This is a genomic window from Streptomyces sp. AK010, assembly GCF_014207295.1.
Taxonomy (GTDB): Bacteria; Actinomycetota; Actinomycetes; order Streptomycetales; family Streptomycetaceae; genus Streptomyces; species Streptomyces massasporeus.
Window position 1 is genome coordinate 204103 of record NZ_JACHCX010000001.1, and the last position, 11686, is coordinate 215788.

An 11686-nucleotide genomic window follows, 5' to 3' on the forward strand; every position below is an offset into this window, starting at 1 on the left:
GCTCCGTCAGGCGTCCTGGAACCGGATCACGCGTTTGACGGCCGTGCGCAGCCCGTGCTCGACCGCGGAGACGGGCAGCCGTTCCCGCGCGTAACGGGGGGACGGGCGGCCCACCGCTCCGAAGCCCGCCTTGAAGTGCTCCAGGGAGGAGCCCGGGGCGGACTCGCCCATGTCGTAGATCTGGCAGCCTGTCTCGCACGCCTCCTCGATGGCCAGCCGGGTCAGCAGCGGGACGGCCCAGGTCCGATGGGCCAGGTCCCGGTTCATGGCCGACCGCCAGTACTTGGCGTACGGGCCGTGCCGCAGGACGACGATGGACGCGGCAGGCTCCCCGTCACGCCAGGCCACCCAGATCGCACAGGACTCGCCGAACCGGGCGGCCACGGTGGCCAGTCGCCCCATGGGGAACTCCCGCCGCTGGCGCCACCGGGCCAGAGCCAGCGGCTCGTGCTGCTTCCTGGCCCAGCGCTCGATGGACTGGTCGTACAGCTGCTCGAAGACCGGGACGAGCCGGCCGGTGCGGTCCACCTCAACCTCGACGTGCGCCTTCTCCGCGCGCTTGATGTCACGCCGGGCCCGGCCATGGAAACGGTGCTGCCACACGGCGCCGAAACCGCCGTCAAGATCCAGCACCTGGGTCAGGTGAGACTCCAGCCGGAAATACCCGGGAGCGGCCCGCTGCCACGTCTCGGCATCCTGCGGCCGGAAGCGCACGCCGACCCGCAGAGCCGGCCGGCGCCCCAGGTCCTCGAAAACCGCCCGCGCATGCTCGGAGCCGGCTCCTCCTGGGACAACCGGGCCTCCGGTCCCCCAGCCGGTCGGCCAGGACTCCTCCACGTCCAGCAGTCGTGGACGCCGGCCCCTGCTGACGAGCGGCAGCACGATCCGGACGCCCTCGCCGAACGCGTAGAGACGGCTGGCATCCCGGTACGGCCCCGTCTCGCACAGGCAGTCGAGCCACGTCGGCGTCTGTGTGACGCTGGTGTCCGCGTCCTGCGCGGCCAGTTCCCACCAGGAGGCGCGGGGGGCCGGGGTCGTGACGTGTGCGGGACCTGCGGCAGTGTCGATCAGGAGTTCAGCGGGTGTGTTCACGACGTTCTCCAGCGGGAGCGTGGACTCTGCGGGCTGTTGTGCGCCAGTACCTCACCGAGGACGGAGACGACGTTGTCGGCGACCCACCGGTGGCTGCGCCCGTACCGGGCCGACTTCTCGAGATTCCCCGCGACGTGCCACAGCCAGGCCAGCAACGTGATCGCGGTCTCCGCCTCCGGGCCGGGAGCCAGAGCCCTCCCCTCAGCGAGCAGCCGCCTGTCCTCGGGCCGGAGGGAGGCACGCCGCACCACGTCGGTGACGACTGCGCCGAATTCCCGTCCGGCGAGCTGGTGCCGCATGGTCAGCACGAAGGTGTGACAGTCGAGCAGAGCCGGGCCGTCGGGGACGGCGCCCGCCCAGTCGATCACCCCCGACAGGGGCCCCCGGCCCTCCGTCAACAGCACGTTTCCCGGGTGGAAGTCACCGTGCGTCCAGGCCACCAGCAGCCGACGCCCGGCCAGGGCGCGCTCCACCTGCTCACGCACCGCCGGCAGGGCCCGCGCACCCTCGCCCCGGCGGCACCAGCGGACCTCCTCGGCCAGGACCGCCAGCCGGGGCTCCACCCAGTCGGCGATGTGGGGCGTCACCTCCTCCGTCCGTCCCGTGGCGAGGTGCAGCTCACGGATCGTCGTGAGTGCGGACTCGGCGACCCGGCGGGCCAGCTCCGGGGAACGCCGCATCAGCGCATCGGCCTCCACGCCGGGCAGACAGGTCTCCACCACCAGGGGCAGCGGCCCTTCCAGGCGGCGCTCCTCCACCAGGGGCAGCAGCAGCCGCCACGAGCCGAGCCGTTCGTCCCCGGCCAGTCGGCGTACGGCGTCGCACTCGTGCGCCAGCGACGCGATCGCGCGTGCGCTGCGGGGGTGCTTGACCACGGCGGACGGTACGCCTGCGTCGTCGAGCCGGAAGACGAGGAGGTCGGAGAAGGTCCGCCGGGGCCGGTGCGGATCGCCCTGCGCGCCGAGCGAGTCTGTGAGCCTGCGTGCGGCGAGGGCATCGACAGGACGCGTCAGAAGCGGGGCGGGACGCAGGGGGAGGAGCCCCCTCAGCCCCTCGGCGAACGTCATCCGGCGCTCCCTTCAGCCAGATGCCCGCAAATAGTCTGTATCACCTCTTTTCATCTTCAGTGCAGCTCGGCTGAGGTGCGACTCGGCGTGGATCGTGTATGTGTACGTCGTACAAGGGCCGGCTTCGCCGGTTCCGTCCTTGCGCACACCGAGGAGGCAGCATGGCGAACGGCCGTGGGCCACGCGAAGCCCGTCGCGCCAGCGACCGCGGCCGCTACGGCCGACTGAGCAGGGAACGGGTACTGGCCACCGCGCTGGAGCTGGTCGACCGTGAGGGCCTCTCCGCCCTGAGCATGCGCCGTCTCGGCACCGAGCTAGGCGTGGAGGCCATGGCGCTCTACCGGTACGCGGCGAGCAAGGACTCCCTGCTCGACGGGCTGGTGGAGGCGCTGTACCTGGAGCTGGAGGAGCGGCTGGCCGCCGACGGCGACGAGGACCCCGACTGGCGGGCCGGGCTGCACCGGATCGCCCGTGCGATGCACGCCGTGTGCCTCACGCATCCGCAGGCGGTGCCGCTGCTCGCCACGCGTCTGCTGGCGGTCCCACTGGCCCGCAGGCCCGCCGCGGTCCTGCGGGATCACGAAAGGGTGCTGACCCTGCTGCGGGGCGCCGGGTTCGACGAGGCGACCGTGGCCGACGTGTTCCGCGCCTTCACGGCGTGGCTGCTGGGCTATGTGTCCGTGGAACTGCGCCCGACGGTGGACAACCCGGACGAGACCGACCCGGCCTTCCGTCTCGGACTGCACCGGCTGTCCGCGAAGGAGCTGCCGACGCTGCGGGAGACGGCCGCCGCTTTGGCCGAGCAGGGCGGTCCGGAGGGCCTCGCGGCCGGTCTTGACGCCCTGCTCGACAGCTTCACGCGCGGCTCCGCCTCCGCAGCATCCGGCTGAAGGGCGTGTCCGGCCGCTCCAGGCGCTCACCGTCCACCGTGATGTCGACGACCTCGTTGAAGAAGGCGACACGCCCCTGGATCACCGCCACCGCGGGCAGCGGCTCGGGGTAGGTCCACACGAGGTTGGGCGGCACGTCGGCCTCGCCGCGCCACGACCAGTAGGCGGCGGTGCCCTTGTAGGGGCAGCCGGTGTGGTGGTCGGTCTCGTCGAACAGGTCGAGGCGGACGTCCTCGCGGGGGAAGTAGTACCGGGTGGGCAGGGACGTCTCGAAGAGCAGGACCGGCGCGCGGCTGTCCGCGACGACCTGCCCGTCGATCTCGACCTGCACGTGGCGGCTGCTCGGCAGCGCGTCGACGCGTTGGTGCGGGTCACGGGGGTGGATGAAGATCTCCTCGTCCTCCTCGTACCAGTGGTCGAGGCCCGTGTCGGTGCGCAGGAACCACTCGAAGGAGATGTGGCCGACCAGGTCGTCGGCGGGGAAGGTCCAGGCCGCGTTCTCGCGCACCTCGCCCTCGGCGTCGAGGTCGTAGAAGACCCGGGAGCCGGTGTGGGCGCCCGTGGGCGGGCTCTTGGCCGGACGGAGGAGGTCAGTGCGGACGTCCGCGCGAGGGAAGGCGTACTGCGGCACGGGAAGGCGGGGCTCCCAGACGAGCACCGGGTGCCGGCTGTCGACGACGGTGACGTCGCCCTTACGGCCGCGCACCCAGCGCTCGCTGGGCTCCCACATGAGGCCTTCCGGGGTGGTGCGGATCGAGCGGGCGCCGGGGTGGGCCGGGTGGGTGGTCATGGCCGGTGCTCCTTCCGGAGGTCCGGTTGCCGTTTCCCTCCACGGTCCCACGGTCTCAGTGCGCCGCGTCCAGCCGGGCGCGCTGCTCCGGGGTCAGTTCCAGGTCCACCGCCGCCAGGTTCTCCTCCAGCTGTGCGACCGAGGAGACGCCTGCCAGCGGCAGGACGGGCAGTTCGCCGCCGATCTGCCAGGCCAGCACGACCTGGTTCACGGTCGCACCCGTCTCCCGGGCCACGTCGCGCAGTGCCGTCAGCCGGACCGGGGTGCCGGGGTGGTCGAAGTCGGCGGGCAGCCGCTCCGGGCGGGTGTAGGCGCCCTTCAGCAGCGGCGAGTACGCGACGAGGGTCAGGCCGGGCTCGGCCCTGAGGTAGCCGAGCAGGTCGGGGCCGGCGTGGCCGAGGCTGCCGTCCGGGAACAGGGCCTCGGGGACATCGCTGCGGGGGCGCAGGTGGGTGTGGGCGTACTGGAGGACCTCGTAGCCGGGCAGTCCGGCCGCGGCGGCGACGGCCCGGGCCCGCTCCACGCGCCAGACGGCGTGGTTGCTCACGCCGAGCAGTCCGACGGTGCCGTCGGCGACCAGGGCGGCGAAGGCCTCGACGGTCTCCTGGAGCGGGACGGTGTGGTCCTCTACGTGCGCGTACAGCAGGTCCAGTTTCTCCAGGCCGAGCCGTTCCCGGCTGCGCTCGGCGGACTCGCGGATCACCTTGGCGGACAGGCCCTCGGGGTTGTCGGTGTAGCTGGTGCCGGGGGCCAGCGGGCGGGCGCCGAGCTTGGTGGCGATGACGATCTCGTCGCCGATGCCGCGGCTGCGCCGCCAGCGGCCGAGGAGTTCCTCGCTCTGGCCGCCCTGGCCGCCGTCGGCCCAGAAGGCGTAGTTGTCGGACGTGTCGATGAAGTTCCCGCCGGCTTCGACGTAATGGTCGAGGAGGGTGAAGGACGTCACCTCGTCCGTCACCGAGCCGAAGAGCATCGCGCCGAGCGCGAGGACGCTCACCTCGCGGCGGGTCGCGGGATCCGTGCCGATCGTGCGGTACTTCATGAGTCGCTCCCTGAAGTCGGTCCCCGGTTCCGGGGCACGGAGGGAGTCAACGGCTTGGAGCGCTCTCGAGGTCAAGGGCGGACGCACAACGAAAAGGGCCCCGCAGGCATCGGCCTGCGAGACCCTTCAACACCGTCGGGACGACAGGATTTGAACCTGCGACCCCTTGACCCCCAGTCAAGTGCGCTACCAAGCTGCGCCACGTCCCGGTGCGCGCCACCCGCGGTGAAACCGCGTGATCGCGCGAACAGCACTTTACCCCACACCCCTGGCCGCGCCGAAAGCGGGCCGGGCGGGACAATCTCCGTATGGGCAGCACAGGAGAGACCGGCCCGGGCCGGCCGGGCGACGCACGGGATCGCGACAGTGAGGGGCGGGCGCGCAACGCCCGGCCCCGGGACGGTCTCGGCCGGCCCCTGCCGTACGACGCGGACGGCGTGCCCCGGCAGCCCGAGGGCGTCGTCCGTACCCCGGAGGAGACCGTGACGGAGGCGCAGCGGCTGCTGGACGAGGGCAAGCCGTTCCACGCGCACGAGGTGTTCGAGGACGCATGGAAGTCGGGGCCCGACGAGGAGCGCGAACTGTGGCGCGGTCTCGCGCAGCTCGCCGTGGGTCTCACGCACGCCGCCCGCGGCAATCTGACGGGCGGGGCGCGGCTGCTCCGGCGCGGCGGTGGCGCGGCGGAGGCATGGGTCTCCGGGTCCGGGCAGCCCCGGCCGCACGGCATCGACGTGGCGAGCGTGGCCGCCTGGGCACGGGAGCTGGCCGGGGACGTGGAGCGGGAGGGCCGGGCCGTGGACGCGGGTGCGCGGGCGCCTCGACTGCGGGGTGGGGGCCCTGGGCGCTGAGCCGGGGCCGATGACGGGGTGCCCGGGGGCTCAGCCGGGGGCGGTCGACGGAGGGGGCCGGCTCCGAGCCGGGGGCGAAGACGGAGAGGGCCGGGCCCCGAACCGGGGGTCGATGACCCGGGCCGGACCGCGAACCGGGGGTCGATGACCCGGGCCGGCCCCGGGCCGGGGGCGAAGACCGAGAGGGCCGGGCCCCGAACCGGGGGTCGATGACCCCGGCCGGACCCCGAACCGGGGGCGAAGACCGAGAGGGCCGGACCCCGAACCGGGGGTCGATGACCCCGGCCGGACCCCGAACCGGGGGCGAAGACCGAGAGGGCCGGGCCCCGAACCGGGGGTCGATGACCCCGGCCGGACCCCGGGCCGGGGGCCGGTGACCCGACCGCGGTGAACCCGGCCTCACCCCCGTGCGGCAGACTCGGGGCGTGCGAAAGATTCATGTCATCGGTATCGGCGCGGGCGACCCCGACCAGCTCACCCTCCAGGCGGTCAGGGCACTGCGGAGCACGGACGTGTTCTTCATCCTGGAGAAGGGCGAGGTGAAGGCGGACCTCACCGGGCTCCGCCGGGACATGCTCAACGCGCATGTGCCCGAGGGGACGTACCGCGTCGTCGAGGCGCGTGACCCGGAGCGGGACCGGAGCGCCGGTGGTTCGGCCTACTCCCCCGCCGTCGGGGACTGGCGCAGCGCCCGTGCCGACATCTACGAGCGGCTGATCGCCGAGGAGCTCGGCGAGGAGCAGACCGGCGCGTTCCTGGTGTGGGGGGACCCGTCGCTGTACGACAGCACGCTCGGGATCCTGGAGGAGGTGCTGGAGCGGGGCGCGGTGGCGTTCGAGTACGACGTCGTGCCCGGCATCAGCAGCGTATCGGCGCTCGTCTCCCGGCACCGCACGGGCCTCAACCGGGTCGCGCGGCCCGTGCAGATCACCACCGGCCGGCGGCTGGCGGAGGGCTTCCCGGAGGGCGTGGACGACGTCGTGGTGATGCTCGACGCCCACCAGACCTTCCGGCAGTACGCGCAGGAGGACGTCGACATCTACTGGGGCGCCTACATCGGCACTCCGGACGAGATCCTCGTCTCCGGCCCGATCGCAAAGGCCGCCCCCCGCATCGAGCGGTTGCGCGCCGAGGCCCGCGAGCGCAAGGGCTGGATCATGGACACGTATCTGTTGCGCCGTCACCCCCGCGACTGACGGGACCGGCAGCCACATCACCGGGCACTCGTACGGCCGTTCTGGCATGCGCACGTAGCCCACAGGTGTGAAGGTGACGACGTTTCCGTCGTGGAGGAAACCGGCGTCCTGGAGTCCGACACCCGGCTCGACGTGGCCGGGGCGTGGGCGGGTGATGCAGGTCGAGCTGTTCACACGCATGGTCGGACACGCGAGCCTCGGACTGATCGCCGCGCGGCGCCGACTGCCTCCGCAGGTGCTGCTGCCGGTCTTCGAGCGGACGGTCGAGGAGGGGTTCCTGACCCGCCACGGCTCCCTGCCGTCCCACACCGAGGCGGGAGCGCGGGAGGCCGCGGCCCTCACCCGGGCTTGGGCCGACTGGCTGGAGGACCGGCCGGGGCGGGACATCGGGCGCCCCACGGACGGCGATCTGCGCGTGGCGGTCGACGCGATCGCGAAGCAGACTGCTGGTGGAGGACCTGAGCCATGGGCTGCCGCGCAGTGCGGAGAAGTCCCTCACGGCCGGCTCGGTGTGAGCCCTACCCGAGCCCCAGCCGTTCCAGCACGCCCTCCACGTCCGGTACCGCCGTCACGCCGTCCGGCAGCGGCGGCCGCCGTACGACCACGACCGGCACTCCGAGGGCCCGGGCCGCGGTCAGTTTGGCAGCCGTCGCCGCTCCCCCGCTGTCCTTGGTCACCAGGACGTCGATGCGGTGCTCGCGCAGCAGGGCCGTCTCGCCGGGGACGGTGAACGGGCCGCGGGCGGGCAGCAGATGGGTGTCGGGCGGCATCGGCGGCTCGGGGGGATCCACCGACCGCACGACGAAGTGGAGGCTCGAAAGGTGGGCGAAGGAGGCCAGGCCGAGGCGCCCGGTGGTGAGCAGCACCCGGCGGCCGAGGCTGGGGAGCAGGTCCGCGGCCGCGTCCAGTGAGGGGACGGAATGCCACCCGTCCCCGGGGCCGGGCCGCCACCCGGGGCGGCGGAGCACCACCGCGGGCACGCCGGTCTCGGCCGCGGCGCGGGCCGCGTTGGCCGTGATCGACTCGGCGAAGGGGTGCGTGGCGTCGACGAGCGCGTCCACCCGCTCCGCCCGCAGCCAATCGGCCAGCCCTGACGCCCCGCCGAAGCCTCCGACGCGCACCTCCCCGTCGAGCGCCCCCGGCTTGGCCACGCGCCCCGCGAGGGACGTCGTGACGCGCACGCCGGGACGTGCGCACAGCGCGGCGGCCAGGGCTCGGGCCTCGGCCGTGCCGCCAAGGATCAGGACGTGAGGGGACACGACGTCGAGCGTACGAGGTCGGGTGCCGCGGTGCCGGGACGGGTGCCGGCCGGCTGACGGCAGCGGGACTCGGGGTGCCGACCAGCCGACGGACAGCAGGACGCGTGGTGCCGACCAGCCGACGAGCAGTGGGCAGCGGGCGGCGGGCAGCGGGCAGCGGGCAGCGGAACGGATGGTGCCGACCGGCGAAGGCCGCTCCCCGTGGTTATCGTCCTGGCATGGAGTCCGTGCGTGCCGTGCTCATCGACATCGACGGGGTGCTCACCGTCTCGTGGCGGCCGTTGCCCGGGGCCGTCGAGGCGTTGCGGGAGGTCCGGGAGGCCGGGTTCGGCGTTCTGCTGGTCACCAACACCACCTCCCGCACCCGGGCTTGGATCGCGGGGACGCTGGCGGAGACGGGGTTCCCGGTGTCCGCCGAGGACGTCCTGACCGCGCCCGCCGCCACCGCCGCGTACCTCGCCGAGCACCACCCCGGCGCCCGCTGCGCGCTGCTGAACAGCGGCGAGATCGCGGAGGACCTCGACGGGGTCACCGTCGTCGAGGCGGGTGACACCGAGGCCGTGCCGGATGTCGTCCTGGTCGGCGGCGCCGGCCCCGCGTTCGGCTACGCGGCGCTCGACCGGGCCTTCGGCCATCTGCAGCGCGGGGCCCGGCTGGTGGCGATGCACCGCAACCTGTACTGGCGCACGGCCGAGGGGCTGCGGCTGGACTCGGGGGCGTTCCTGGCCGGGCTGGAGCGGGCCGCGCGGGTGGAGGCCGAGATCACCGGCAAGCCGGCGCGGGCGTTCTTCGCGTCGGCGCTCGCCCGGCTGGGCGTCGGTGCGCAGGAGGCGGTGATGGTCGGGGACGACGTCGAGTCCGACGTGCTCGCGGCGCAGCGCGCCGGGGTCACCGGCGTACTCGTGCGGACCGGGAAGTTCCAGCCGGAGACGCTGCGGGCCGCCGACGGCACGCCCGACCACGTGATCGACTCCTTCGCGGACCTTCCGGCGCTTCTGCGGGGGTCAGCGAAGCAGTAGTTGCAGACCGCCCACGACGGTCGCCGCGATGACGAGCTGCTCGAACAGCCGCTGGTTGATCCTGTGCACGGCCCACTTGCCGAACAGCGCGCCGGGCACGACGAACGCCACGAGCGCCAGGTCGAGGAGCAGCGAGCGGCCGTCGATCAGGCCGAGGCCCGCGCTGAAGGGCAGCTTGGAGACGTTGACGATCAGGAAGAAGAAGGCCGAGGTGCCGAGGAAGCCGAGCTTGCGGAAGCCGGCGGAGAGGAGGTACATCGACATCACGGGGCCGCCCGCGTTGGCGACCATGGTGGTGAAGCCGCCGAGGACGCCGTAGGAGCGGGCCTTGAGGCGGCCCGACCGGGTGGTGACCGACTCCGGTTCCTCCTCCTTGTCGGCCGTACGGCGGCGCCATACCGTCACGGCCGCCATCAGCAGCAGGATCGCGCCGATCGAGGTCCCTACGATCGCGTCGTCCGCCCAGAACAGGAACACCGTGCCGACGACGACGCCCGCGGCGACCGCCGGGAACAGCCGCCACAGCGTGGGCCAGTGGGCGTGCCGCCGGTAGGTGACGACGGCAAGGAGGTCCCCGGCGATCAGGATGGGCAGCAGCACGCCGGTGGAGGCGCGGGCGGGCAGCACGGCGGCGAAGATGGCGAGGCTGACCGTGTTGGCCCCGCTCACGGCGGTCTTGGAGAAGCCGACGAGCAGGGCCGCGAGGGCGAGGGCGGCGAACTCCCAGCCGGTGATGTGCCAGAGCGTCATGGTGTTCATGCGAACACTGATGCTATGTGCAACGAACAGGCGGCCGTAAGCGCTGTCTCGCCTGGTGGGCCGGGCCGGGTTCGCCAGGGACGTGCGACCGCCGCGAGGAGCGGTCGCCTGCCGCTCGGAGCGGTCGCCTGCCGCTCGGAGCGTGCGCCTGCCGCTCGGGCCGTTCGACGAGCATCGCGCTCCCCTGCCCCACCCCGACGCACATCGTGGCGAGCCCCCGGCCCGCCCCCGTACGCCGCATCCGGTGGAGCAGCGTCGTCAGGATGCGGGCGCCCGAGCAGCCCAGGGGGTGGCCGAGGGCGATGGCGCCGCCGCTGGGGTTGACCAGGTCGGGGTCGATGCCGAGCTGGTCCACGCAGGCCAGGGCCTGGGCGGCGAAGGCCTCGTTGAACTCGGCCTCCTCCAGGTCGCCGATGCTCCAGCCGGCGCGGGTCAGCACCTTGCGGGTGGCAGGGACGGGGCCGATGCCCATCACGTCGGGATGGACACCGGCGGAGGCGCCGGCGACATAGCGGCCCAGGGACTCCAGGCCCAGGTCGTTCAGGGCGTCCTCGCTGACGAGGAGGAGGCCGGCGGCGCCGTCGTTCATCGGCGAGGCGTTGCCCGCGGTGACCGTGCCGCCGTCGCGGAAGACCGGCTTGAGCCGGGACAGCTTCTCGTACGAGGTGTCCTCGCGGACGCATTCGTCGGTGTCGACGACCACGCCGTCGGGGCGCTCCACGGGGAGGAGTTCGTCGTCGAAGTGGCCGCATCTGCGGGCCAGGGCGGCGCGCTGGTGGCTGCGCAGGGCGAATTCGTCCTGGCGTTCGCGCGCGATGCCGTACCGCGCGGCGACCTCCTCGGCCGTCTCACCCATGGCCAGCAGTCCGTGCAGCTCGCGCATCGCCGGGTTGACCAGGCGCCAGCCGAGGCGGGTGTCAGCGGTCTCCATGCGGTGCGGCAGGGCCTCGTCGGGGCGGGGCAGCACGAAGGGGGCGCGGCTCATCGACTCGGAGCCGCCGGCGATCACGATGTCGGCCTCGCCGGAGGCGATGGTGCGGGCGGCCGTGGTCACGGCCTCCAGGCCCGAGGCGCAGAGGCGGTTCACGGTGGCGCCGGGCACGGAGTCGGGGAGGCCGGCGAGCAGCGCGGCCATGCGGGCGACGTTGCGGTTGTCCTCGCCGGCCTGGTTGGCGGCTCCCCAGTAGACGTCGTCGATCCGGGCGGGATCCAGCGCCGGCACCCCGGTCACCAGGGCGCGGACGACGGTCGCCGCGAGGTCGTCGGGCCGTACCGAGGAGAGGGCTCCCCGCAGCTTGCCGATGGGGGTGCGGCGGGCGGCCGCGAAGTGGACGGGACGCACGAGAGGCTCCTCACGCCGCGCATCTACGCACAATTAATTAGCACTGCTAGTTTCGGACTATAGACCCTCGCCCCGCCGTCTGTGAAGATTCTGCGCCTCCCGGCGCTCCTCAGGGGTCATATCGCAGGCCGGACGACCCTCATGCGTCGCGTTTGCACCAGGACGCCCGGGGCACCCGCGCGTTCATGGAGTGGTTGCGGAGCGCCGCCTGCGTGGACGAGGACCCCGAGTTGTTCTTTCCCGTCGGCACCGCCGGCCCCGCCCTGCGTGACGTGAGCGCCGCGAAGCGGGTCTGCCGCATTCTCTGGGGGTAACCGTGTGGCGCGAGGCGAGTGGAGACCACTTTGTGCAGCTCAGCGTCGGTGTGGGCGACAGTATCGTGCGC

General features: G+C 73.2%; 10 protein-coding genes, 1 tRNA gene and 3 pseudogenes. 6 read left to right on the forward strand and 8 right to left on the reverse strand.

The window, feature by feature from the left end:
• Positions 1 to 6: 6 nt before the first annotated feature.
• Together HDC93_RS39200 and HDC93_RS00945 are read right to left on the reverse strand one after the other, a co-directional pair.
• The gene (locus tag HDC93_RS39200) at positions 7 to 1092 is read right to left on the reverse strand and encodes a GNAT family N-acetyltransferase (protein ID WP_185006192.1); all 1086 of its coding nucleotides are present in this window, start codon (positions 1090 to 1092) and stop codon (positions 7 to 9) included.
• The gene (locus tag HDC93_RS00945; protein WP_185006193.1) at positions 1089 to 2159 is read right to left on the reverse strand and encodes a phosphotransferase family protein; all 1071 of its coding nucleotides are present in this window, start codon (positions 2157 to 2159) and stop codon (positions 1089 to 1091) included. The genes HDC93_RS39200 and HDC93_RS00945 overlap by 4 nt, the downstream gene beginning before the upstream one ends.
• A gap of 161 nt (positions 2160 to 2320) precedes the next feature.
• On the opposite strand from HDC93_RS00945, the gene HDC93_RS00950 reads away from it, so the two are divergent.
• Positions 2321 to 3049, forward strand: a complete 729-nt coding sequence (locus HDC93_RS00950) for a TetR/AcrR family transcriptional regulator (protein WP_185006195.1) — start codon at positions 2321 to 2323, stop codon at positions 3047 to 3049.
• On the opposite strand, the gene HDC93_RS00955 is transcribed toward HDC93_RS00950, so the two are convergent.
• The 3 genes from HDC93_RS00955 to HDC93_RS00965 form a co-directional block, all read right to left on the reverse strand.
• Positions 3015 to 3839: a DUF427 domain-containing protein gene (locus HDC93_RS00955; protein WP_185006197.1), complete on the reverse strand. Its 825-nt coding sequence runs from the start codon at positions 3837 to 3839 to the stop codon at positions 3015 to 3017. The genes HDC93_RS00950 and HDC93_RS00955 overlap by 35 nt on opposite strands.
• Before the next feature lie 55 nt (positions 3840 to 3894).
• Positions 3895 to 4878 carry an aldo/keto reductase gene (locus tag HDC93_RS00960; protein ID WP_185006199.1) on the reverse strand — a complete coding sequence of 328 codons (984 nt, stop codon included), beginning with the start codon at positions 4876 to 4878 and terminating at the stop codon, positions 3895 to 3897.
• Positions 4879 to 5013: 135 nt separating this feature from the next.
• A tRNA-Pro gene (locus HDC93_RS00965) sits at positions 5014 to 5087 on the reverse strand.
• 99 nt (positions 5088 to 5186) lie between these two features.
• Between HDC93_RS00965 and HDC93_RS00970 the strand changes: the two genes are divergently transcribed.
• The 3 genes and pseudogenes from HDC93_RS00970 to HDC93_RS38005 form a co-directional block, all read left to right on the forward strand.
• Positions 5187 to 5726, forward strand: a complete 540-nt coding sequence (locus HDC93_RS00970; RefSeq protein ID WP_185006201.1) for a DUF309 domain-containing protein — start codon at positions 5187 to 5189, stop codon at positions 5724 to 5726.
• Positions 5727 to 6151: 425 nt separating this feature from the next.
• Positions 6152 to 6922: a precorrin-6A synthase (deacetylating) gene (gene cobF, locus HDC93_RS00975; protein ID WP_185006203.1), complete on the forward strand. Its 771-nt coding sequence runs from the start codon at positions 6152 to 6154 to the stop codon at positions 6920 to 6922.
• Between the two features lie 105 nt (positions 6923 to 7027).
• A pseudogene (locus HDC93_RS38005) lies at positions 7028 to 7437 on the forward strand (MFS transporter); the annotation flags it as partial.
• A gap of 3 nt (positions 7438 to 7440) precedes the next feature.
• Here HDC93_RS38005 and HDC93_RS00980 read toward each other — a convergent pair.
• Entirely contained in the window at positions 7441 to 8181 is a 741-nt protein-coding gene (locus HDC93_RS00980) for a cobalt-precorrin-6A reductase (protein ID WP_185006205.1), read from the reverse strand.
• A 218-nt stretch (positions 8182 to 8399) separates the two neighbouring features.
• Here HDC93_RS00980 and HDC93_RS00985 point away from each other — a divergent pair, with 218 nt between their 5' ends.
• A complete protein-coding gene (locus tag HDC93_RS00985) occupies positions 8400 to 9200 on the forward strand; it encodes an HAD-IIA family hydrolase (RefSeq protein WP_185006207.1) in 801 nt (266 codons plus the stop codon).
• Here HDC93_RS00985 and HDC93_RS00990 read toward each other — a convergent pair.
• Positions 9186 to 9959 carry a sulfite exporter TauE/SafE family protein gene (locus HDC93_RS00990; RefSeq protein ID WP_185006209.1) on the reverse strand — a complete coding sequence of 258 codons (774 nt, stop codon included), beginning with the start codon at positions 9957 to 9959 and terminating at the stop codon, positions 9186 to 9188. The two genes, HDC93_RS00985 and HDC93_RS00990, sit on opposite strands and share 15 nt — an antisense overlap.
• A gap of 160 nt (positions 9960 to 10119) precedes the next feature.
• A pseudogene (locus tag HDC93_RS00995) lies at positions 10120 to 11301 on the reverse strand (thiolase family protein); the annotation flags it as partial.
• A gap of 185 nt (positions 11302 to 11486) precedes the next feature.
• Here HDC93_RS00995 and HDC93_RS01000 point away from each other — a divergent pair.
• A pseudogene (locus HDC93_RS01000) lies at positions 11487 to 11597 on the forward strand (WhiB family transcriptional regulator); the annotation flags it as partial.
• Positions 11598 to 11686: the final 89 nt, after the last annotated feature.

Excerpts from the sequence above, each read along its gene's own strand:
- HDC93_RS00955 (WP_185006197.1), bottom strand. The coding sequence starts at position 3,839 with ATGACCACCCACCCGGCCCACCCCGGCGCCCGCTCGATCCGCACCACC.
- HDC93_RS00945 (WP_185006193.1), bottom strand. The coding sequence starts at position 2,159 with ATGACGTTCGCCGAGGGGCTGAGGGGGCTCCTCCCCCTGCGTCCCGCC.
- HDC93_RS00970 (WP_185006201.1), top strand. The coding sequence starts at position 5,187 with ATGGGCAGCACAGGAGAGACCGGCCCGGGCCGGCCGGGCGACGCACGG.
- HDC93_RS00985 (WP_185006207.1), top strand. The coding sequence starts at position 8,400 with ATGGAGTCCGTGCGTGCCGTGCTCATCGACATCGACGGGGTGCTCACC.
- HDC93_RS00960 (WP_185006199.1), bottom strand. The coding sequence starts at position 4,878 with ATGAAGTACCGCACGATCGGCACGGATCCCGCGACCCGCCGCGAGGTG.
- HDC93_RS00950 (WP_185006195.1), top strand. The coding sequence starts at position 2,321 with ATGGCGAACGGCCGTGGGCCACGCGAAGCCCGTCGCGCCAGCGACCGC.
- HDC93_RS00990 (WP_185006209.1), bottom strand. The coding sequence starts at position 9,959 with ATGAACACCATGACGCTCTGGCACATCACCGGCTGGGAGTTCGCCGCC.